The sequence below is a fragment of the Listeria farberi genome (assembly GCF_014229245.1).
Taxonomy (GTDB): domain Bacteria; phylum Bacillota; class Bacilli; order Lactobacillales; family Listeriaceae; genus Listeria; species Listeria farberi.
The window spans coordinates 88,488-111,362 of sequence record NZ_JAARZJ010000011.1 but is presented as its reverse complement, the minus strand read 5'-3'; the positions used below and the strand labels follow the sequence as shown (position 1 = coordinate 111,362).

The 22,875-nt window shown below is 36.2% G+C and carries 23 protein-coding genes and 1 riboswitch; of the genes, 19 read left to right on the top strand and 4 right to left on the bottom strand.

Annotated elements, in window-relative coordinates; translation table 11 throughout:
* Together HCB45_RS11145 and HCB45_RS11140 are read left to right on the top strand one after the other, a co-directional pair.
* Positions 1-2,571: AAA domain-containing protein (locus HCB45_RS11145; protein ID WP_185619903.1), on the top strand; the 2,571-nt coding region annotated here is incomplete at its 5' end.
* A gap of 81 nt (positions 2,572-2,652) precedes the next feature.
* The gene (locus HCB45_RS11140) at positions 2,653-3,204 is read left to right on the top strand and encodes a hypothetical protein (protein ID WP_185619901.1); all 552 of its coding nucleotides are present in this window, start codon (positions 2,653-2,655) and stop codon (positions 3,202-3,204) included.
* Positions 3,205-3,328: 124 nt separating this feature from the next.
* On the opposite strand, the gene HCB45_RS11135 is transcribed toward HCB45_RS11140, so the two are convergent.
* The gene (locus HCB45_RS11135; protein ID WP_185619899.1) at positions 3,329-4,528 is read right to left on the bottom strand and encodes an MFS transporter; all 1,200 of its coding nucleotides are present in this window, start codon (positions 4,526-4,528) and stop codon (positions 3,329-3,331) included.
* 210 nt (positions 4,529-4,738) lie between these two features.
* Here HCB45_RS11135 and HCB45_RS11130 point away from each other — a divergent pair, with 210 nt between their 5' ends.
* Entirely contained in the window at positions 4,739-5,806 is a 1,068-nt protein-coding gene (locus tag HCB45_RS11130; protein WP_185619897.1) for a threonine aldolase family protein, read from the top strand.
* A 75-nt stretch (positions 5,807-5,881) separates the two neighbouring features.
* Here the strand turns inward: HCB45_RS11130 and dcm are convergent, their stop codons facing one another.
* Positions 5,882-7,096, bottom strand: a complete 1,215-nt coding sequence (gene dcm, locus HCB45_RS11125; RefSeq protein ID WP_185608031.1) for a DNA (cytosine-5-)-methyltransferase — start codon at positions 7,094-7,096, stop codon at positions 5,882-5,884.
* Positions 7,097-7,229: 133 nt separating this feature from the next.
* Between dcm and HCB45_RS11120 the strand changes: the two genes are divergently transcribed.
* The 6 genes from HCB45_RS11120 to thiE all read left to right on the top strand — a co-directional run bounded on the left by HCB45_RS11120 (position 7,230) and on the right by thiE (position 12,697).
* On the top strand, positions 7,230-8,714 hold the full coding sequence (locus tag HCB45_RS11120) for a Sau3AI family type II restriction endonuclease (protein WP_185608032.1): 1,485 nt from the start codon (positions 7,230-7,232) through the stop codon (positions 8,712-8,714).
* Positions 8,715-8,771: 57 nt separating this feature from the next.
* Positions 8,772-9,557: a ChbG/HpnK family deacetylase gene (locus HCB45_RS11115; RefSeq protein WP_185619895.1), complete on the top strand. Its 786-nt coding sequence runs from the start codon at positions 8,772-8,774 to the stop codon at positions 9,555-9,557.
* Between the two features lie 30 nt (positions 9,558-9,587).
* Positions 9,588-9,693: riboswitch (TPP riboswitch) on the top strand.
* Positions 9,694-9,779: 86 nt separating this feature from the next.
* Complete coding sequence (gene tenA / locus HCB45_RS11110; protein WP_185619893.1) at positions 9,780-10,454, top strand: thiaminase II; 675 nt, start codon at positions 9,780-9,782, stop codon at positions 10,452-10,454.
* Positions 10,447-11,256: a hydroxyethylthiazole kinase gene (gene thiM, locus HCB45_RS11105; protein WP_185619891.1), complete on the top strand. Its 810-nt coding sequence runs from the start codon at positions 10,447-10,449 to the stop codon at positions 11,254-11,256. Before tenA ends, thiM begins: the two co-directional genes overlap by 8 nt.
* Positions 11,253-12,056 (top strand): bifunctional hydroxymethylpyrimidine kinase/phosphomethylpyrimidine kinase, encoded by an 804-nt coding sequence (gene thiD, locus HCB45_RS11100; RefSeq protein ID WP_185619889.1) that lies wholly within the window; start codon positions 11,253-11,255, stop codon positions 12,054-12,056. Before thiM ends, thiD begins: the two co-directional genes overlap by 4 nt.
* Positions 12,053-12,697, top strand: coding sequence for a thiamine phosphate synthase (gene thiE, locus HCB45_RS11095; protein ID WP_185619887.1), 645 nt, complete (start codon positions 12,053-12,055; stop codon positions 12,695-12,697). The genes thiD and thiE overlap by 4 nt, the downstream gene beginning before the upstream one ends.
* 26 nt (positions 12,698-12,723) lie before the next feature.
* On the opposite strand, the gene HCB45_RS11090 is transcribed toward thiE, so the two are convergent.
* Positions 12,724-14,139, bottom strand: coding sequence for a glycoside hydrolase family 1 protein (locus HCB45_RS11090; RefSeq protein WP_185317876.1), 1,416 nt, complete (start codon positions 14,137-14,139; stop codon positions 12,724-12,726).
* Between the two features lie 262 nt (positions 14,140-14,401).
* On the opposite strand from HCB45_RS11090, the gene HCB45_RS11085 reads away from it, so the two are divergent.
* A complete protein-coding gene (locus tag HCB45_RS11085) occupies positions 14,402-15,061 on the top strand; it encodes a GAP family protein (protein WP_185317877.1) in 660 nt (219 codons plus the stop codon).
* Positions 15,062-15,237: 176 nt separating this feature from the next.
* Positions 15,238-15,630 carry a PH domain-containing protein gene (locus HCB45_RS11080; RefSeq protein WP_185305356.1) on the top strand — a complete coding sequence of 131 codons (393 nt, stop codon included), beginning with the start codon at positions 15,238-15,240 and terminating at the stop codon, positions 15,628-15,630.
* 52 nt (positions 15,631-15,682) lie between these two features.
* Here HCB45_RS11080 and HCB45_RS11075 read toward each other — a convergent pair whose 3' ends face one another.
* Positions 15,683-16,456, bottom strand: a complete 774-nt coding sequence (locus HCB45_RS11075; RefSeq protein ID WP_185619885.1) for an endonuclease/exonuclease/phosphatase family protein — start codon at positions 16,454-16,456, stop codon at positions 15,683-15,685.
* Between the two features lie 162 nt (positions 16,457-16,618).
* Here HCB45_RS11075 and HCB45_RS11070 point away from each other — a divergent pair, with 162 nt between their 5' ends.
* The 8 genes from HCB45_RS11070 (at position 16,619) to HCB45_RS11040 (ending at position 22,551) form a co-directional block, all read left to right on the top strand.
* Positions 16,619-17,290: an N-acetylmannosamine-6-phosphate 2-epimerase gene (locus HCB45_RS11070; protein ID WP_185619883.1), complete on the top strand. Its 672-nt coding sequence runs from the start codon at positions 16,619-16,621 to the stop codon at positions 17,288-17,290.
* Between the two features lie 9 nt (positions 17,291-17,299).
* On the top strand, positions 17,300-18,106 hold the full coding sequence (locus HCB45_RS11065; protein WP_185305349.1) for a Cof-type HAD-IIB family hydrolase: 807 nt from the start codon (positions 17,300-17,302) through the stop codon (positions 18,104-18,106).
* Complete coding sequence (locus HCB45_RS15280) at positions 18,103-19,077, top strand: DUF4127 family protein (protein ID WP_260508444.1); 975 nt, start codon at positions 18,103-18,105, stop codon at positions 19,075-19,077. Before HCB45_RS11065 ends, HCB45_RS15280 begins: the two co-directional genes overlap by 4 nt.
* Positions 19,053-19,628, top strand: a complete 576-nt coding sequence (locus HCB45_RS15275; protein WP_260508443.1) for a DUF4127 family protein — start codon at positions 19,053-19,055, stop codon at positions 19,626-19,628. Before HCB45_RS15280 ends, HCB45_RS15275 begins: the two co-directional genes overlap by 25 nt.
* A gap of 2 nt (positions 19,629-19,630) precedes the next feature.
* A complete protein-coding gene (locus HCB45_RS11055) occupies positions 19,631-20,935 on the top strand; it encodes a PTS sugar transporter subunit IIC (RefSeq protein ID WP_185317883.1) in 1,305 nt (434 codons plus the stop codon).
* 14 nt (positions 20,936-20,949) lie between these two features.
* Positions 20,950-21,273, top strand: a complete 324-nt coding sequence (locus HCB45_RS11050; protein ID WP_185305342.1) for a PTS sugar transporter subunit IIB — start codon at positions 20,950-20,952, stop codon at positions 21,271-21,273.
* Between the two features lie 7 nt (positions 21,274-21,280).
* Entirely contained in the window at positions 21,281-21,595 is a 315-nt protein-coding gene (locus HCB45_RS11045) for a PTS lactose/cellobiose transporter subunit IIA (protein WP_185305340.1), read from the top strand.
* Between the two features lie 134 nt (positions 21,596-21,729).
* Positions 21,730-22,551: a MurR/RpiR family transcriptional regulator gene (locus HCB45_RS11040; protein WP_185305338.1), complete on the top strand. Its 822-nt coding sequence runs from the start codon at positions 21,730-21,732 to the stop codon at positions 22,549-22,551.
* The last annotated feature ends 324 nt before the right edge of the window (positions 22,552-22,875 follow it).

The following is a 22,875-nucleotide window of genomic DNA, read 5'->3' as shown; positions in this document are numbered from 1 at the left end:
GTATTATATGAAGGTTCTAAGACAGAGTATAATTATAATAAAGAGGATATTTTAATTAAAAGTAAGGTGGAATTAACAAGCGAGATTAGAAAAACGATGGACTATTTTAAAAATATTGCCAAACATAAAGATTTAGAGAGTGATTTGGGCCAAAACGAAGGTAAGAAATTCTATTTCTATAAACAGCAAATGGAAAAATTAGAAGGTATGAATAGAGGCAGTGCGCTTTACTCTTATTTAAATAAAACAAATGAACACCAAGAAGAAGTAAAACAATTAATTTTTCCTTTTGGTTTGAATTATAGTCAAATGCAGGCGGTTAAGAACTCTTTTTCTCATCAAATTAGTGTTATTCAAGGGCCGCCGGGAACTGGGAAAACACAAACAATCTTAAATATTATTGCAAATGCAGTTAAAAACCAAAAAAATATTGCTGTAGTATCCCCAAATAACAAAGCTACTACTAATGTTTATGAGAAATTAGAAAAAGAAGGTTTTAAATTTATTGCTGCACAATTAGGCAATTCGAATAATAGGAATAATTTTTATAATAATATTAGTAAGGTACCTAAAGAAGTAAAAAGTTGGTTTATACAAGAAGAACAATTGTTAAAATTAGAACAAGATTTAGCTCAAAAACAAAAAAAGATAGTTGAGTTATTAAAAGAAAAAAATAAAATAGCTACTCTCAAGCATAAGCTAAGAGAATGGGAGCTAGAGCAAAAATATTTTAAAGACTATCAAAATGATTTTTCGCTAGTTGATAATTCTAAAGTGAAAATTAAAAAAATGTCATCAATAGATTTTAATCTTGTAAAAAAGCAAAAATTTATTATTGATTTGATGACGTATAATCCTAGAATACCACATCTTTTTTATAGATTTAAGTACTTTTTTAAATATGGGATTTATCATATGAATGGAATTAAATCAGTATTAGGTAGGATGGAAGCTATAAATAAGAATAGAGAAGAATATTATAGTGATAAAATTGAGGCTATAAAAAATGAAATAAATAGAAGTGAATCTTTTTTAGCAAAAAACCAGTATGAAAGCACAATAAAAGAGATTGAACTATGCTCAAAACAGATTTTTAAACATAATTTATGTATTCGATATCAAGCTAAGAATGAAAGGGAGTTTTCTACAGACAGTCATAAAAATGAATTTGAAAAGTTCAGTGCAAGTTTTCCGGTAATATTAAGTACATGTGATTCAATTATGGAGTGTATCTCTAATGAGCAAATTTTTGATTATGTTGTTGTGGATGAATCCTCTATGGCAAGTCTAGTACCAGGTGTTTTTTCGCTAGCTAAAGCAAAAAATATTATTATTGTTGGGGATGATAAACAATTACCGTCAATACAAATTGACAAGAAAAAAATAAATGAGCTTTCAACAATCCCATCTGAATATGATTACTTCGAGAACAATTTGTTAACGTCTTTAATAGGAGTATATGGAGAAAAACTGCCTAGTACTATGCTAAGAGAACATTACAGATGCCATCCGATGATTATAAATTTTTGCAATAAGCAATACTATAATGACGAGTTAGTTATTATGACAGAAAATAAAGGTATCAAAAATCCTCTCGTGAGAATAAAAACTAGTGACGGTAACCATATGAAATTTGACCAAGATGCTAAAATCTTTAACCAGAGGGAAATAGACACTTTTCTAAGCAAAGAATTTACGGAAAAAGTTCCAGAAATAATGGGGGTTGAGTCACTTGGATTTGTTTCTCCTTATCGTAGGCAAGTGGACATAGCAGAAGAACAGGTGCAAGCTAAGTATGAACAAGCGATTGTTGATACAGTGCATAAATTCCAAGGGCGAGAATGTGATGCTATTATTTTTTCGACAGTACTAGATCAAAAAGGAGTAAACCGACTTGGCTTTGTGGATAGTTCTTGTTTATTAAATGTGGCAGTTTCCCGAGCAAAAAAAATATTGGTTTTAAATACCTCTGAGGAAGTATTTATGAACAATGATAAAGATATTGCAGCTTTAATCCGATATATAAAATATTATGGAGAACATAGTATAGTTTATCAGAGCAAAGTACGTTCAATTTTTGATTTATTACAACAAGAATTTTCAGCAGAACTCGAAAAGAAATTATCAAAAATAAAGAAAAAACATTCTAAGTATAATTCCGAAAACTTAACAAGACTGTTAATTGATGAAATTCTAAAAGAGCCAGAATTTAAGCATTTATCTTATCAACCAGAATATGAGATTCGTCTATTAGCAAAAGATTTATCGATTTTAAGCGATGAGCAAAAAAAGTATGTTACAAATGGAGCTAGTTTAGATTTTATCTTTTTTAACAAAATGGACAAAGAGCCGATTGCTGCTATCGAAGTAGATGGACATAAATTTCATAAGTATAATCCTCAGAAGTTAAAAGATAGTTGTAAAAAAGATATTATTAATACTTTGGGAATTAAGTTTGAGGCATTATCAACAAATGGTAGTGGAGAAGAAGATAAAATTCGCGCACTTTTAAAAGATACTTCGTCACAAAATCAAGAGGCGGGTAAACAGAGTGGTGGAAAGAATGTTTAGGAAAAAGAACACAAGCAATGGAGTACATCGAGGTGGAACGGGATTAACCGTTAATTATATACAAAAAAGGAGAGCAACGAGATGAGCAAAAAGTTAGTAAGTATTATTATTTTAGGTATTTGTCTTTTGTTAGTGGGTTGTGGTAAAGAGGTTGTTGATAGTAAATTTACTGGGAAGTGGAAGTTGGAATCGGTTAGTGTAGGTGCGAGTGACGGGACGAATTTAAAAGATACGGGTATGGCAAGTAAAATGAGTGTGGATCTGGATATGGATGCAGATGGTAATGTAACAGAATTGTATATTGATGATGAAGTTGCCATAACGAATTCTTATAAATTAAAACAAAAAGATGGCGATAAATACCAATATGATGGTCCGGTAGTTAGTAAAAAAGTGTATGGTTATGAAACAGAAAGTGAAAAAGAGAACGTGCAAAAAGTTCTTAAAATGCTTGAAGCACAGGATGGTATTGAGATAACGAAAAGTGAGCAAAAAGGAAATGAATACCGTGTGGATACTAAAGAAAAAAGAGATTATGTACTTTCTATGGAGCTTGAAAGTGAGAAATTAGTTTTGAAAAAAGTGGATGACAAAGAGAACAGTTTGATTCAGGAAACATATAAGAAAAATTAAACTATATTAAGCGGGAATCGGAAGTCCGTTGTAACCACCTATTGTTTAAAAATTATAAAATAAACGCCTCCATTAATTTCATTTTAGATGAGATTAGTGGGGGTGTTTATGATAGTAGTCCTTTTTATATTTTATCTGATATAGTGAATTTAAAAATATGCTTGTTTACGAAATATATCAAACTGATAAGTAAATAGGTTCCGCCGAAAATAAGAAGAAAGGTAGAACTATTTAAATTATGACTACTAAAATAGCCAAATAATAATGCTCCTATAGGTAATGTGGCTACACTAAGGCTATAAAGAGCGCTGAAAACTTTGCCCAAATGTTCTTTTTGAATTAATACTTGGAAAAAAGGTTTTTGGACAACATGGGTGACTCCTAAAAAAGTACTTGCAATCCCCCAGATAAGAATAATAAGGGAAGAATTTACAAAATAAGAGCTTATTAACATTGTTAGTCCGAACATGAGCGTGCATAAAGTTAGTACTTTTCCGATTTTCATGAATTTTAGTAATAATGTTGCTAGGAGAGTTGAGCCAATCAATGTTCCAATGGCCATAGTTGATGTCAATAGTCCAAGCACAATGGCACTTCCTTGCTCTTTTGCAATTAATACTTGGTAGACATTCAATCCGCCGAACATAAAATTTGCCATGCCTCCGCCGATAGCGATAAATAAAATGGTTTTATTTTGAAATAGTTCAACAAAGCCTTTAAATACATTTTTTAAGAAAGGTTCTGGTTCTTTATTATTTGCTTCTGTGGGTTCTTTTATTTTTGAAAAAGAAAAGATTGCGAATAAGAAGGTAAATATATTGGCAACTAAAAGGGTGATTGTTGAAAAAATATTGATTAAGAATCCTGTTAGAGCATTAAATAAATATTCAGTACCATTATAAGCAACAGACATATATGATTGAGCACTTGCTAGCTGTTCTTTTTTTATGATAAACGGAGTCATTGCGTCTTGTATAGTATATGTATTCATACCAAAAAGGGAAGCTAAAAATGCTAAAATACATAATAACAGAGGACTTTGAAAATCCAACAAAATACTGATAACCATAATTAAAATCGCGAATAATTGCCCGAATTCGCATAAAAGCAAGGATCTTTTTTTGGAATGTGTATCTATCCAGTGACCAAATAAAAAGGAAAAAATGTTAGGTATAAAAATAGCAAAATTAACTATCCCTACCCAAAACGAATTATTAGTGAGTGTTAAAATGTACCAAGATAATACAATGTAATACATGCTATCTCCGGCATTACTGATTAAACGACCTAACCATAAATATCTAAAATTTTTGTTTTTTAACATGTGTTCAGTCCTTTTGTGTTTTATAATATGTTGTACTTCTAATTTAGCGGTTATAATTAGAATTGTCAAAATTTTTATTATAATAATGTTGGAGGAGAGTGGTAGGAGAAGTTGCGGGAGTGGATTTGTTGAGTCTATAATAAACTAAAAGGTAAAGATATATAATTGCTATACAAGCAATCAAGCATATCGTAAAAGGAGTGAACCAAAATGACAAACACACTAAAAACCAGCTACCAAAAAACCCCATATAAACTAGGCGGAAACGGTCCGCGCAATATAGGCGTTTTGACAGAAGCACTTCAAAATATAGATGATAACCTAGAAAGCGATATTTACGGAAATGGCGCAGTTATTGAAAACTTTGAAACAAAAATCGCGAAAATTCTCGGGAAACAATCTGCGGTATTTTTTCCAAGTGGTACTATGGCTCAACAAATCGCGTTAAGGATTTGGGCTGACCGGAAAGAGAATCGGCGCGTGGCATATCATCCGCTTTCGCATTTGGAGATTCATGAGCAAGACGGGCTAAAAGAATTGCAACAAATCACGCCCATATTACTTGGAACAGCGAATCGACTTTTGACAATTGACGATATTAAAAGCCTTCGCGAGCCAGTTTCTAGTGTGCTTATCGAACTTCCACAACGAGAAATTGGTGGGCAGCTGCCTGCTTTTGAAGAGCTTGAGGAGATTTCGGAGTATTGCCATGAACAGGGTATTTCGTTGCATCTTGACGGGGCACGGTTATGGGAAATCACGCCGTTTTATCAGAAGTCTGCGGAAGAAATTTGTGCGTTGTTTAATAGTGTGTATGTGTCGTTTTACAAAGGGATTGGCGGGATTGCTGGGGCGATTTTGGCTGGGAATGATGATTTTATGCAAGAGGCGAAAATCTGGAAACGGCGGTATGGCGGGGATTTGATTAGTTTGTATCCGTATATTTTGTCCGCGGATTATTATTTTGAAAAACGGATTGGGAAAATGGCGGAGTATTTTGAAGCGGCGAAAGGATTGGCTGAGCGATTTAATTCGTGTTCGGGTGTGAAGACTGTGCCGGAAGTTCCGGTTTCTAATATGTTTCATGTTTATTTTGAGAAGTCGGCTGATGAGGTTGGGGCTATTTTGACGAAGATTCAGGATGAAACTGGCGTTGGGATTTCGGGGTATTTGCAGGAGAAATCGGCGGATGTTTGTGCGTTTGAGGTTTCGGTTGGGGATGCGTATGCGGAGATACCGGTGGAGGTGTTGGATGCTGTGTTTAAACGATTAAAATAATAAAGTAAAGCTAGTTTATTTAATATATATGTTAAAAAAGAACCTGGAAATTATTTTATAATTTCCAGGTTCTTTTTATTCACAATTCATATCATAAAGTTGTTTTCCGATTCTTTCAATTACACCAGTAACTAATGCATTTCCCATACAGAAATAGCGCATTCTATCTGGCATATTAGCTGTCCAATTTGGAGGGAAACCATTTAATGCTTCACATTCTAAAGGGGTTAATATTCTGTACTTATCATCGATTTTAATTAAGTGTGTGCTTCTATTTTTTGAGCCTTCACTTGTTAACATTGTACGACCAGGTTTGTCTATATCATCAGTTTCGGACATACTTCCTTCTGAAAAAGTATACATATGTCCATCAGCAGAAATACGTTGAATTTTTTTTGCACCTCTAAGCGTTTTGAACTTCAGTATATCCTCCTCGTTTAAATAATATTTGTCGTCTACCTCAGATTCTGGCTGTAAAATATATTTTAACGGTATTGGTTTCTCTGATACTGGTAAAGTTTCGATACTTGTAAATTTACCATTCCTCATTACACCTGTATTAAATATGCTAGAAGAAAAGTTATCAGAAACTGAAACGATATCTTCTGATATGATATCTGATACGAATCTATTTTTATGAGGTTTATTTTCTATTGGAAATCCGCGAGCGAAAAGGCCATCATTGTAGATTATTTCTTCATCAGAATAATGTTGAGCTTTTTTAGCAAAATCACTATTATTTTTGTATACAAAAATAAAAACTCTACGCCTTTTTTGAGCTAATCCATATTCTGCAGCATTAATTACTCGCCATTCCACTGAATAATCTAGGTCATTAAAAGCAGCTAACATAATAGCAAAGTCTCTACCTCTTTGACTAGCTGGTGATTTTAATAAACGGTCAACATTTTCAAGCAATAAGAACGTAGGTTGAATAATTTTTGTTGCTCGGATGATTTCCCAGAATAAGACCCCTTTTTTTCCCTGAATACCCATTCCACCAGACAAACTTCGCGCAACAGAATAGTCTTGGCAAGGAAAGCCCCCAACAATCATATCTGCATTTATATTTGCAAAGCGTTCATCACTTATTGTGGAAATATCTTCATTCAAATTTTCACTCTCAGGAAAATGATTATCATAACAATTGAAAGCATCTTGAGCTTTTCTAGATGGTTCCCATTGATTAGACCACATTGTTTTATAATAATTTTTATTTGCCTTTTCGAGTCCAATACGAAAACCTCCGACTCCTGCAAAAAGTTCTAAAATTGTAAGTTCTTTTTTCATATACGAACATCCTTTCGCTTATATCCTTTTTATTATACTACATTTTTGCTAAAAGATCAAGATCAAAATACTAAAAAGTGCTATAATTAATTAATATTAAAAACAGAAAAAAGAAGCTAACGGGGGAACTATGATGAAAAAAACTGATTTATATGATGTTGCAGATCCAATTGATATTGAAAGATATGCCAAAGAGCTAATAGGTAAAACTTTCAAAGAAGTATTAGAAGAAAATTATACTGATAATGAAATTGTTTTTGAAGAAAAAGTAGAATATTATACTAACCCACGAGGAAAAGGAAGTTTGGGGAATTTAATTGAGAAATATTATTTTGGGTATGAACCAAATAGTAACCCTGAACCAGATTTTCCAGAGGCTGGTGTAGAATTAAAAGTCACTCCATACGAAGCTTTAAAGAAAAAGGGTAAATTTAAAGCTGGGGAAAGATTAGTTGTTAGCATGATTCCTAATGATAAAGAGGTTGAGGATGAATTTAGCTCTTCTCATTTAATAAGAAAATTAAATTTAATTTTACTTGTGTTATATTTACGGAAAAAGGGAGAAAAAAGAGTCGATTTTAAAATTAACTATGCTAAATTATTTTCCGTTACTGGAAATGCTTGCAAGGAAGATTTGCTAATAATTGAATCTGATTATAACAAAATTGTTAGTAAAATAAAGCAAGGAAAGGCACATGAGCTATCAGAGGGTGATACTGTATATCTTGGTGCGTGTACTAAAGGAGCTACTGCTGAAAAAAGTTTAAAACCTCAATTTTATAATGCAGAAATACCAGCTAAAAGAAGAGCTTTTTGTTTGAAACAAGGTTATATGACTTATTTGATTAATAAGTATATTTTGGGAGATATAGATACATATGACAAGATAATAAAACAAACAGAAGACATGCAAGAGCTGAATTTTGAATCTTATGTTTTAGAAAGAATCAATAAGTTTGTTGGATGGAATGAACAAGAATTAGAAGAATTATTTGGTATTAAAAATAAAAAATCGGCCAAAAGTCACTACAGTCAATTGGCATTTGCTATGTTAGGTATAAAATCAAATAATGCAGAAGAATTTGTAAAAGCAAATATTGTAGTTAAGACAATTCGTCTTACTGAAAAAAACAGATTAGAAGAGAGCATGTCTTTTCCAACTATTAATTTCAAAGAATTTGCAGAGGAAGAATGGGAAGATTCAACCGCTTATAATTACTTTAGTGAGACCAAGTTTTTATTTGTAATTTTTAAAAATACTGAGAAAGGATATATTTTTAAAGGAGCACAATTTTGGAATATGCCCGTTGCAGATTTAGAAACTATGGCTAAGGAAGAATGGCTAGATGCTCAAAGAGTTATAAAAGAAGGCGTTAAGTTTAAGATAGAACCTAAACAAATAAAAAATAATTTGTTAAAAGCAAAGAAAACGAAGATATTTCATTTGAGACCGCATAGTGGTGGAAGTGTTTATGTAATAAATGGGGAAAAATATGGAAACGGAATAATAGGTAAGCATACAGATGTTTTACCTAATGGAGATATAATGACAAAACAATCATTCTGGTTAAACCAAAAATACTTGTTAAATATAATTGATGATAAATTTAAGAAATGAATCTATATTTTATTAAATAATTTAATTTTACACTAAATCTTGTGAAGGAGCCCACCCATGCCAAAACTAATCATCGACGCAGACGATTTCGGTCTATCCAAAGCCATCAACCACGGCATCATCGAAAGCTACAAAACCGGCATCACAACATCCACCTTACTCATGCCGAACCTAGAAACTGCCGAGCACGCAATCGCTCTCGCAAAAGCCCACCCAGACCTATTCATCGGGCAACACACAAACTTCCTGCTCGGAAAACCGTGCGCGGACCCGGTGGAAATCCCATCACTCGTCGACGAAAACGGGGAATTCCATCGTTCCAAATACTACCGGGCTAACCCAGAACTGAAATTCCAATACGAAGATGTGCGCACGGAAACTATCGCTCAAATGGAACGGTTCAAAGCGCTAACTGGTCACTACCCAGAGCATATCGACTGCCACTCAATCGGTGATGAAACAGTTGACCAAGCTTTCTTTGACATTGCGCGTGAGTTTGGGGTTCACACGACTTTAAAATACAGCGGTGATAAAAAATGGCCAGATCAAGAAGGTTATTTACCAATCACTAAACTGCTGGAGTCGGGCGCACTTCCCTACACAAGCGGCGACGTTTCGGTTGAGAACTTCCTTAATGATGATTTTGGCTTGCTAAAATTAGCGCCAGACGAAATTGCAGAGATGCATTTTGATGTCGGTTTTTTGGATCAATTTGTGCTGGATAATTCTTCTTATACGTCGATGCGGTGCCGGGAACTTGCGACGATTTGTGACGTGCGGGTGCGGGATTGGCTTAGCGAAAATGAGTTTGAGCTCATTTCATTTGATGATTTACAACATTAAAACTCTATGCTATGATAAACACAACTTAATAAGAAAAACTAGGGGGGCCGATTCTGGCTGAGATAGAAAGGTAATGCTTTCTGACCCTTTGAACCTGTTTGTTAGTGCAAGCGTAGGGAAGTGAATGTGAAAGTGACCGGAAAATTTATCGCGGCTACTGTTTCTTTGCTTATGCTAAGGAACAGTGGGCGCTTTTTTTATTGTTCAAAAGGAGGAATTTGAATGTTTGTTCACGATTTTCAAGAAGAAGTAGGGGATTTATGGCAGGAAACGTTGCGGCATCCTTTTGTGCGGAGCTTGGCGGATGGGACGCTTGAAAAGAAGGCGTTTTATTATTATTTGCTGCAGGATGATTATTATTTGTCGCATTTTGAGAAGGTGATTGAGAAAAGTGTGGAGCAAGCGGGGACGGCGGAACTTGCTGCGGAAATGAGGGAAGTACAGGTGCGGCTTCAGCAGTCGGAATTGTTGATGCGCGAACAGTTTTATCCACGGGTTGGGCTAACGGAGCGTGATTTTTCCGTGCGAAAACCGGCACCAACCGCTTATCATTATACTTCTCACCTGTACCGGATGGCGGATTTTGGCAGTTTTGGGGTGACAATTGCGGCGCTTTTGCCGTGTTATGCGCTTTATGCTGATATGGGGAAAATGTACGAAGGGGCGCGGAGTTCGGAGCCATTTTATCAAGAGTTGTTGGATAGTTATGTGGATGAAAATTATCAAAAAGTGGTGTTGCAGCAGAAGCGGTTGGTGGAACAGGCGGCGAGTATGGCGGATGCGCGGGAACTGGCCCTCATGAAGCAGGCTTTTCAAATTAGTGTGGAAATGGAATGGGCGTTTTTTGATATGGCTTATAAAAAACAAAATTGGCGTGGGAGTGTGAATTATGTTTGATTTTATGACGTTGGAAAAGGTGCAAGAAAAAGGGCCGTTGGTACATAATATTACGAATATCGTGGTCGCGAATGACTCGGCGAACGGCTTGCTTGCGATTGGTGCGTCACCGATTATGGCTTCTGCGAAAGAGGAAATGGATGAACTTGCGAAAATGGCGGATGTGCTCGTGATTAATATTGGGACGCTAGACGAGGAGCTTGTTACAGCGATGAAAATTGCTGGACGTGCGGCGAATGTTGCTGGAACGCCGGTTGTGCTTGATCCGGTCGGTGTTGGCGCGACTTCATACCGACGTAAAGTGGTACAGGAATTGTTGGCAGAAATTCAGTTCGCGGCGATTCGCGGAAATGCGGGGGAACTTGCGGCGATTGCTGGGGAAGCATGGGAAGCGAAAGGCGTGGATGCGGGCGTTGGCTCGGCGGATGTGCTGACTATTGCTGGAAAAGTAGCAAATGAATGGAGCACGGTTGTTATTATTAGCGGCGAAGTAGATGTGATTTCAGACGGAACGCGCTTTGCAAAAGTGGCTAATGGTAGCGCGCTACTTCCAAGAATTACTGGTTCTGGTTGTTTGCTCAGTGCGGTTTGTGGCAGTTTTATCGCCGTTCAGGAAGATGTTTTTCGAGCTAGTGTCGAAGCGTGCGCGAGTTATGCGGTGGCTTCTGAGTACGCGGAAATCGAGTTAGAAAGAAAACTTCCAGGATCGTTTCGACCACTATTTTTAGATGCTCTCGCTAGTTGGTCCGTCGAAAAAACGCGTGCCAAAGCTAAAATTCTAGAAAGTGGTGAACACAAATGATTTTCAAACAAGTGTTAACGATAGCTGGTTCAGATTCTGGTGGTGGCGCAGGGATACAAGCGGACATCAAGACATTTCAAGAGCGCAAAACCTTTGGCATGTCCGTCATCACGGCAATCACGGCACAAAACACGCTAGGTGTAAAAGCAGTGCATAAAATCCCGGTAGAAATGATTCGCGAACAGTGCGACGCGATTGCAGAGGATTTCCAAGTGAGCGCCGTGAAAACTGGAATGCTTGCGGATGCAGGAATTATCCGGGAAGTGGCGCGGAATATACGTTTGCACAACTTCCCAAATATCGTCATTGATCCCGTGATGATTGCAAAAGGTGGCACTGCTTTGCTTGAAAATGAGGCGACACAAGTGTTGAAAGACGAGCTTTTGCCACTTGGTACGATTATTACGCCGAATATTCCAGAAGCGGAAGAAATTCTTGGAGAAAAAATCACAACCAAGGCGGAAATCGAACAAGCTGCTAAGAAAATTTTTGATTTAGGTGTAAAAGCGGTTGTTATTAAAGGTGGGCATAGCGAAATGAGTGAGGCGGCTGATTTTTACTATGATGGAGAAACGACAAAATGGCTGACGAGCGAGCGCTTTGATACGCCGCATACGCACGGGACTGGTTGCACTTTTTCGGCATGTATTGCAGCTGAACTTGCGAAAGGGAATTCGCTTTTGGATAGTGTCATAGTTGCGAAAGAATTTATCACAAGTGCGATTAAATATCCGCTTGGAATTGGTCACGGTCATGGTCCAACCAACCATTTTGCTTACCGATTGGAGGATGGGAAATGAGAGCTGAACTAGCTGTATATTTTATCGCTGGAACGCAAGACATTGTCCGTGGAACATTGCCAAGCGTGCTAGAAGAAGCGCTAAAAGGCGGAATTACGTGTTTCCAATATCGCGAAAAAGGAGCAGGCTCACTCCAAACTGCCTCCGGAAGAAAAGAAATGGCGCTAGAATGCCAACAATTATGCGCAAAATATCAAGTGCCCTTCATTATTAACGATGATGTCGCCCTAGCCCTCGAAATCGGCGCGGACGGTATCCATGTCGGGCAAAACGACGAGGAAATTCACCAAGTTATCACAAGTTGCGCTGGGAAAATGAAAATCGGACTTTCCGTTCATTCGGTTAGTGAAGCAGCGGAAGCAGAACGACTTGGCTCGGTGGATTATATCGGCGTAGGGCCAATTTTTCCCACGATTTCAAAAGCAGATGCAGAGCCAGTGAGTGGAACAGCAATTTTGGAAGAAATTCGCCGGGCTGGAATCAAGCTCCCTATTGTCGGGATTGGTGGAATTAATGAAACAAATTCAGCCGAGGTTCTCACAGCAGGTGCGGACGGGGTATCGGTTATTTCAGCGATAACTCGGTCGGAAGATTGTCCCTCCGTTATCAAGCAATTAAAAAACCCAGGTTACCCCTCTTAAAAAGGGCAAACCTGGGTTTCTCATTTTTATAAATCTTCACCATTGGTAGCAATAACGTTCTTGTACCAATCAAAACTTTTCTTCTTATAACGGTTTAGCGTACCTGTGCCGTCGTTGTTGCGATCGACATAGATAAAGCCGTAACGTTTCTTCATTTCAGCAGTGGAGGCACTAACAAGGTCAATACAGCCCCATGAAGTGTAACCCATCAGCTCAACGCCGTCTTTAATCGCTTCTTTCACTTGCGATAAATGAGCGCTTAAATAATTAATTCGATAGTCGTCATTCACGGTATAGTTGCCGTTTTCGTCCTTTTCAAGTTGATCGATAGCACCAAGACCGTTTTCTACGATGAAAAGTGGTTTTTGGTATCTATCCCAGAATTCGTTTAGGACAACGCGTAAGCCTTTAGGATCAATTTGCCAACCCCATTCGGATGCTTCTAGGTAAGGGTTTTGTACGCCGCCTAGGATGTTTCCTGCGCCAGCTTTGCGTTTCGACTCGTCAGCTGTTTCAGTTGTGCTCATGTAATAGCTGAAGGAAATGAAATCTACTGTGTTTTTAAGGATTTCTAGGTCTTCTTCAGTTACGTCTAATTCAATATTATTTTCTCGGAAATAGCGTTTCATGTAGCCAGGATAAGCACCGCGAACGTGGACATCAGAGAAGAAATAGTTTTTGCGCTCAGCTTCCATAACAGCGATAATATCATCTGGGTTGGAAGTAAGCGGATAAGTTGGCATTGCTAGAACCATACAACCGATTTGAGCTTCTGGCATGATTTCGTGACCAATTTTTGTAGCCAGCGCGCTCGCCACAAGTTCGTGATGGACCGCTTGGTATAGGTCTTTTTGTGATAATTTATCTGGGCTTGTAGAAATACCGCCACTCATGAATGGTGCGTGTAAGATTGAGTTGATTTCATTGAAAGTGAGCCAATATTTTACTTTGCCTTTGTAGCGATTAAATACGGTGCGGACATAGTTTTCATAGAAGTCAATCATTTTTCTATTTACCCAGCCGTCGTAAGTTTTCGATAAGTGAAGTGGTGTTTCATAATGAGATAAAGTAATCAGTGGTTCGATATTATGTGCTAGAAGTTCATCGAATAAATCATCGTAAAATTGTAGTCCTGCTTCGTTTGGCTCAGTTTCATCACCATTTGGGAAGATACGGGACCAAGCGATGGAAGTACGGAAAACCTTGAAGCCCATTTCAGCAAAAAGTTTCACGTCATCTTTGTAGCGATGATAGAAGTCGATTCCTTCTAGTTTTAAGTTATCTGGTGTTGGACCGTCAGTAATATGACCGAATCCGCCTTTTGGAGTAACATCTTGAACGGAAAGTCCTTTTCCATCGACGTTGTAAGCGCCTTCGAATTGGTTTGCGGCAGCAGCTCCACCCCATAAAAAGTCGGCTGGAAATCCTGTATTTGTATGCATGTTAAAAACTCCTTTTCTACATTTTAAAGTATCTATAAAAAAAACCAAATACTTTTCTAAATAAATGCAGAGAAACATTGTACTTAGAAAAATATTTGGTTATGCCCGGCTTTCGTCGGTAACATTCCGATTTATAGTTAAAATATAGCAAAAATAACTAGGATAGTCAACGGAAACAAATAGTGGTTTGTAAAAGGTGATAAGAGGGAAAAAGATAGATTGAACACCAAGGTGCGGAAAAATGTACAAAGGGGGAGTTAGTGTGGGTTCAGCTTTTTCAGCTATTTTATCACCAGCAGTGGGTATTTTAATAAGCCCGTTTCCGATTGTAGGGCTTATTTTGATTTTACTGAGCAACAAAGCACGGATTAACAGTATTTTTTATACGGTTGGATGGATTATTGGGAATATAGCTATTTTTTTTATTGGATTATTTTTAATGAGTTCAGCTGTCAGTTCATCGGGAGATCAATCAACAATAGTCAAAGTGGTACTTATTGTGTTAGGAGCTTTACTTATTTTGCTCGGGGCGCATGATTTTACCAAACGTCCGAAAAATGGAGAAAAAGCTGCAACACCAAAATGGTTTGAAAAAATGAGTAATATTAAACCAGGTGGTGCGATGATTTTTGCTTTCTTATTATCTGCGGTGAATCCTAAGAATATGTTACTTTCTCTTACGGCTGGAGTAAGTGTTGGAGCACTGAATTTAAGTGGTGGACAAGAGACGTCAGCAACAATTATTTTTGGAATTATTGCTTGTTGTTCAATTTATATCCCAACTATTGCTTTCTTACTGGCTGGAAGTAGACTTAACAAGACATTAGATAATACGCGTAAATGGCTTATTCAAAACAATTCAGTGATTATGGCTGTACTTTTCTTGTTTATTGGTTTGAGCGTGATTAGTAAGGCGTTTTAGATTATAGAAGAGGTTACTTGTTTCTAGGAATTAGTAGCCTCTTTTTATTTAGGATGCGGTTCTGAATGTGAGGGTTCACACAATATCCATAGACTATGAAAACGTTTTATGCTAGTATAACTTTACTTATTCATTTATTGTTGGGTAAGAATATAACTACAAAAAGGATGGGTTTCATGTTTGACAAGTTAATGGGAAAAGCTTCAGTTGTTACGGAGTCTTCTTATGGAATTGACCGTTTTTTAGAAGAAGATGAACAAATCATTCAAATTTTCAAGTTTGTAAGAGATGAATTAATTATTACTTCAAAAGGAATTTTTAATGTCGATGCCCAAGGGTTAACAGGAAAAAAAGTAGAGTATAAATTTTTCCCGCGTAAGGCTCTAAAGTATGTTTCTATTGAGACAGCTGGAACTTTAGACCGTGACTTTGACTTGAAAATTGGTGTGGATGGTAACACAGTAGTAACACAAAACACATCTTTTTCAGCTCCAATCACATTAAAAGTGCATAAAAATGATACAGAAATGGGATTCGCGCTTTATAAAATGGTTAAAGGAATGTTATAAAATTTAAAATACTAAAAAGAGAAGGCAGCACTACAACTTGCCTTCTCTTTTATTATTTCCATTTTAAGTTAGCTGTAACTGGAAAATGATCAGAAGCAGAGAATCCACCCATTTCATCCGCGATTGTTTCGTAAGTACATACCTGGAATTCGTTAGAGACAAAGATATAGTCAATTTTTTTCAGCTCATTTTCAGGACGGGTAGGATAGAAGTCATGAAAACTGCCGATTGGTCCTTTAGCCGTATTTTGGGAGATTAATTGAGCGTCTTGGTATTTTTTTGTAATGAAGTCATAAGTAGGTGTTCCGGGTTCGGTATTGAAATCTCCAAGTAAAATCACTGGTAAATCTTCTGCAATGAGTGCGGTTTTTTGTAGTAAAAGTTGGCTTGCAAATAACCGGGCTTCTTCAGAGACATGATCCAAATGTGTGTTAAAGATATAGAACTGTTTTCCATCCCTTGTATCTTCTAGTTTCCCCCAAACACAAATTCGTGGGAACATTGCTGTTGAATGGATGGAAGGAATATCAGGCGTTTCGGACAGCCAAAAATGACCTTCTCGCAACAATGTAAAACGATTAGAATTATAAAAAACAGCAGTAAATTCTCCTTTTTCAAAACCATCATCTCGTCCTACACCAAAATAATCCCAATCCTGCATTTCTTTCATGTCGCGCATTTGTAGCAGAAGGGGTTCCTCCACTCCCATGAAATCCCATTGATACTTATCAAGTAATGATTTTGTTAGTGTTTTACGCAATTCCCAGCTTTTTTTTTGCTCAGAAGTATCATCAAAACGAATGTTAAAAGTAGTTACACTGAACATGATTCCACATCCTTCTTTTCTTTGGAATGTTTTACAAAGAGAGTTTAGCATATTTATGAAAACGTTTCACTGATTTGCTATGTAATTTTATTTTTTAAAATGGTGAAAAACATTTACAAAAATAATTAAATGGTGTAAACTTATTCCGAAAGGAGCGATAAAATGAATATAAGTGTTTTAAAAGGGCAACTGATAGTATCTTGTCAAGCGTTAGAAGATGAACCTTTACACAGTTCTGCGATTATGGCGCGAATGGCGCTCGCTGCCAAAGAAGGTGGAGCGAAAGGAATTAGAGCAAATTCCCCTGAAGATATCCGAGCTATTAAAGCATTAGTTGATTTACCAGTAATTGGAATATGGAAACGTGATTATGCAGATTCGAATGTTTATATTACTCCTACATGTTATGAAGTGGAAGCGCTTTTAGAAACAGATGTAGAAATTATTGCCTTGGATGCAACGAAACAAAAAAGACCGAATGAAGAAAAGCTAAGTGATTTATTATACCTAATTCATCGTGAAAAGCGTTTAGCCATGGCTGATATTTCTACTTTGGAAGAAGCAATAGAAGCCGAGCGATTAGGATTCGACCTAATTTCCACAACGCTTGCTGGATACACACCGTATTCAAAAGCAACAACGGAGCCAGATTTTGAACTATTAGAAGAAATTGTTCAAAAAGTAGCTGTTCCTGTAATTATGGAAGGGCATACAAGTAAACCAGAACAAGTAACAGAAGCACTAAGAAAAGGAGCATTTGCAGTTGTAGTAGGTTCTATTATTACACGTCCAAAGTTAATTACGGAACGATATGTAAATGCAACGAAATGGTAGGTTATCAGAATGAATGATGTTTTATTAGTTTGTGATTTAGATGGAACACTACTTGATAGTAGTGGTCAAATCGATCAATTAAGTTTGAAAAAAATAAAGAAATTTTGTGAGGATGGCGGACACTTTGTTATTTGCACAGGTAGAATGGACACAGATATTCAATATGTAGAGCAAAAGTTAGGCTTTGCTGGGGAGTATCGCATTAGCCAAAATGGTGCGGTAATTAAAGATAAACATAACCAATCTATCTTGCTGGAAACAATTCCTTCTGAGTATATTCCTAAACTAAATCAGGCGATTTTTGCGGGAGGTCTTCGAACAGAAGTCTCTGATGAAAATAATCGTCATTTCCCAAGTCCAAGAAAGCCGGAAGAAGTAGCAGAATTTGTTGATTCCTCTAAGGTTATTGAAGACTTACCAGCATATATTTCTGCAGGAGAAATTAGCCCAACAATTTATTTAACTTTTGGAAATGAAAAGGCATTTTTGCCGATAAAATCAGCGATAACCGAAAGTCTAGGTGCAGACAAAGTAACCGTTATTCAAACTAGCCCATCTTCCCTTGAAGTATTCTCTAATAAAGTGTCTAAAGGAAAAGCTGTAGAGTTAATTCAACAAAAACTAGGTATTTCCTCGAATAATTTATATGTCGTTGGTGACGCGGAAAGTGATGTCTCTATGTTCACGCTAACCAATCATTCCTATGCAGTTCAAGAAGCTGAAAAAGCAATTTGTGAAAAAGCAAATTGTTATCAAAAAACGGTGGGTGATGTTGTAGCAGATATTTATTATCATAAAAAGGAGGAGCGGATATGAATATTTTATATGTGCCATTAGATGAACGACCATGTAATGCCATCTACCCTGAACAAACCGCAGCAGTAAATCAAACTATGAATGTGCTTTCTGTACCACAAGCATTATTAGGACACAAAAAGGAGCCAGCAAACATCCAGGAAATTCGTAGTTTCATTAAAAAAAATATAGCAAATAGTTCGTATGCTATTTTATCTGCAGAAATGCTACTTTATGGTGGGCTCTTACCGTCTCGATTGCATCATCTTACAGAAGAGGATTTAAAGGATTATGAAGCGTTTTTACGAGAAATTAAAAAAGACTTTCCAGATAAAAAAATATTTCTTTCGAACCTAATAATGCGTACACCTAAATATAATAGTTCAGATGAAGAACCAGATTATTATGAGCAGTATGGGGAAGCAATTTTTCGCTATGGCTGGCTAAAAGATAAAGCAACTAGAGAAGTTTTAGATGAACACGAAGAAAGTGAGTGGCATCAACTGAAAGAAACGTTGCCTCAAGAGGTGGTTTTTGATTATGAAACACGTAGAGCTTTTAATGTACAAGTGAATCTGTTGCATATTAAACTCGTTGCGGAGAATATTGTTTCTTTTGTTAGTATTCCACAAGATGATTCAGCTCCGTATGGCTATACTGCAATGGATCAGAGCAAAGTATATAGTGAAATTGCAAATAAACGGTTGAAAGATAGAATCATGGTCTACCCTGGTGCTGATGAAGTAGGGTTCACCTTACTTGCTCGTGCTTATAATGATTATTTAGGGAAAACACCGAGTTTATTTGTTAGATATAGTTCAACTTTTGGAGCGCAAATAGTCCCTTTATACGAAGATCGGCCGATAAATGAAAGTTTGAAAGCACATGTACTAGCGGCAGGTTTTCGTTTGGTAGATGATGTGAAAGATGCCGAATTCGTGCTTGAATACAATACGCCAGGAAAAAAATGCAAGAATCATGGGATCAGCTAACCACAAAAGATGTGACCTATGACAGTTATCGTCATCTTTTAAGTTTTATTCTAGAAATTCAAGCAGACCTTACTGCTGGTAAAAAAGTTGGTATTTGTGATGCTGCTTTTGCAAATGGTGGTGAAATAGAATTAATTGAATTATTAGATGAAAAAGGTATTTTAGAAGAAATTTTAAGTTATAAAGCATGGAATACTAATTGTAATTCGTTAGGAAGCAGCCTTGCTGGATTAGCGTTTTGCCAAGCCGCTTTTAATATGGAGAAAGTTAAGGGGAATTTACTAGCAAATATATATGAAGACTTATTTTACCAAGCAATCATTCGTAAACAAATTACAGATAAGGTACTACCAGAAAAAGGGTTGAATTATTTTTACTTAGGAGACAAAGCTACTGAGATTAGTGAGGTAGTTGTAAACTTAATTCAAAAATATCATCGTTCTGTACTAAAAAATAGTTTTACAGATGACGTATTTACAATTGATCAAGTTACGTTTCCTTGGAACAGAATGTTTGAAATTTATTGTACAGTTAAAAATAAGGAGAGTTGAAAATGAATAAATCTAATGTTTTTATTGATAAATTATTAGTTTTCGCCAATAAATTTTCGAGTCAACGTCATATTGCAGCAATTCGTGATGGCTTTGTAACGCTCATTCCAATGACAATTATTGCTTCTTTTTGGGTGTTAGTAAACAATCTTATTTTAAGTCCTACAAATGGTTTGTTAAAGAACTATTCTGCTGCGATTAAATGGGCGGATTTAGGTAATCAAATTTATAATGGGACGCTAGGTATTATGGCGCTGATGATTGCTGTAACCATTGGCTATAAGTTAGCAGTGAGCTACGGGGATGAAGGGTTAATTGGAGCGGTAATGGGGTTAGTATCTTACATGATTGTTTTGCCAGCGCAAATTATCATAACAGATGTAGAAGGTAAAACATTTACTGCTGCAGCCGCACTAACACAAACCCAAACAAGTGCAACAGGTATGTTTTTAGCAATTATTGCTACTTTGTTATCTGTTACGTGGTTAAGTAAATTTTCTAAAATAGAACGTTTGAAAATAAAAATGCCTGAGAGTGTACCACCATCTATAGCAAAATCGTTCAATGTGTTAATTCCGATTTTCTTTGTAACACTTATCCTTGGATTGATTGAAGTTCTTATTGTATGGGTGTTTAATACTAATATTCCAGCACTTATACTAACATTCTTTCAAGCACCATTAATTTCTTCTTTCCAATCTATTGGTGGAATTTTACTTTATGTATGTTTTAGTAACTTATTATGGGCATTTGGCCTGCATGGTACTTTTATTTTAGGATCTATCGGTGAGCCTATTATGCTAACAGCGATTCAAGAAAATATGGAAGCGTTAAAAAATGGTCTTGCATTACCAAATATTGTTACTAAGCCTTTCCTTGATGCTTTTGGTTGGATGGGCGGTGGCGGGATGATTATCTGTTTAGTAATTGCGATAATGATTGCCTCTAGAAGAGAAGACTATCGTTCTATTACAAAAGTCGGTATTATCCCATCATTATTTAATGTTAGTGAACCATTAATGTTTGGCTTACCAGTAGTATTTAATCCGCTACTTGCGGTACCTTTAATTATTGTTCCAGCAGTAACAGTGACGATTGCTTATTATGCGACTGCACTAGGTTGGATTGCAAAAACTTCGGTACTTATTCCTTGGACTACGCCACCAGTGATTTCAGGCTATTTAGCTACAAATGGTGACTGGCGTGCAGCTGTTTTACAAATCTTTTTAATTATTATAGGTGTATTAATTTATCTTCCTTTCGTCAAAGCGTCTAATAGAACAGTGATAAAAGAAAATGCCAAATAAAAGGAGAATAAAAAATGTCTAAAAAAACCATTATGCTTATCTGTTCAGCAGGAATGAGTACGAGCTTATTAGTCACGAAAATGCAAAAGTCAGCAGCGGAACAAAGATTAGAAGTAGATATTTTTGCTGTGGCAGCTTCAGATGCAGATAACCAAATTGCCAGTAAAACGATTGATGTCGTTTTATTAGGACCCCAAGTGCGATTTATGGAAAAGCAAATAGAAGAAAAACTGGCCCCAAAAAGTATTCCCTCAGCAGTTATTAACATGGCTGATTACGGGACTATGAATGGAGAAAAAGTATTAAATCTTGCTCTTAACCTTATCAAAGGAGCGTGAAAAATAAATGGATGACAAAAATTTAGAAGCCATTATGGGTTTAATCATGCATGGCGGAAATGCTAAAAGTAATGCTATGGAGGCCATTCAAGCGGCAAAAACTGGTGCGTTTGAAATAGCAGAAGAAAAAATCAGTGAAGCAGAGCAATCAATTGTGGAGGCACATCATGCCCAAACAGGATTGCTAACAGAAGAAGCAAAAGGAAATCATATGGAAGTGACGCTGCTTACTGTCCACAGCCAGGATCACTTAATGACAGCCATAACTTTTACAGATTTAGCGAAAGAGCTTATTGATGTATATCGGAAGCTATTAAAATAACCATTTTTTAAGGGTGAACTTGTGATTACAAGTTCACCCTTATATTTATTTGTCAGGATTAGATAATTCTAGAAGCATTTTTATTTTTAGAGTATAATGAAGAGAAGACATATACTAATAGAGGTGAGAGCTTGATGGATTTATTAGCAACAATTAGCAGTTATTTTCCATCGCTAAGCAAATCTGAGCAAAAAGTTGCTCAGTTGATTTTGAGTAATCCAGATGAAGTAGAGAATCTATCGATAAATGATCTTGCATTGATGGCAAGTGTTGGAGAAAGTACTATTGTTCGTTTTTCTCGAAAAATTGGGCTAACGGGATTTCAAGATTTAAAAATTGCTTTAGTGAAGTATCAAACTTCTCAAAAGCAAAATATAACAGATGAAAGTAATGAAGCGAAAGACCTTGTCTATCGTCAATTTGTTGATGGTTTACAAGATACTAAAAGTTTTATTGAACAAGAAAAACTAGAACAAGCTGCCAAAATGATTCATAAAGCAGAACATGTGTATATACTTTCTGTTGGCACATCTGCGTTTATTGCAATGCAGTTAAGCAATAGATTGAAACGATTAGGAAAATTTGTTGAATTTGTTCCAGATGGCCATCTGCAAAGCATCTATGTAACTATGATCAAGAAAACAGATATTGTTATCGGGATTAGTAAATCAGGGAATACAAAAGAAGTAATTCAAAATATCGAACTTGCCTCTCAAAGTGGTGCACCGGTTGTTACCTTAACTAATTTTATTAATTCTAAAATTAGTCAAATGGGGGATGTTTCTTTAGTAGCTTCTTCCAAAGAATTTTTATCAGATGCAGGTTCTTTTTCAGCTGAAGTTAGTCAACTATACTTGTTAGATACTTTAATCAAAGCACTAGTGGATATAAGCCCAGCCACGTATCATAACGTAAGAAATTTGACAAATAAAGCTTTGGTTAAACGGATTGAGTAAGATTTTGGAATACATCGAAATATGAAGAAAGAAGAGAAGGCGAATTTCGTCTTCTCTTCTTTTACATCTATTTTAAATATATTAAGATATGTTAAACGGGGAGGAGTATGATATATATAAATTTTTCTAGGTTTACTTGTTATTTTTGAATTCGTTTATGCAAAAAAGACACTGAATGCATTGAAAAATTTTAATGAGCATATGTACAACATTGTTCTTAACGAAGAAGTTATAAAAAATATTTTGGATTTTGTATCAAAAAAACACATGAAATGGAATATTCAAACGAAAATAGATAGATTGTGCATAGTTTTTAGTTAGGGT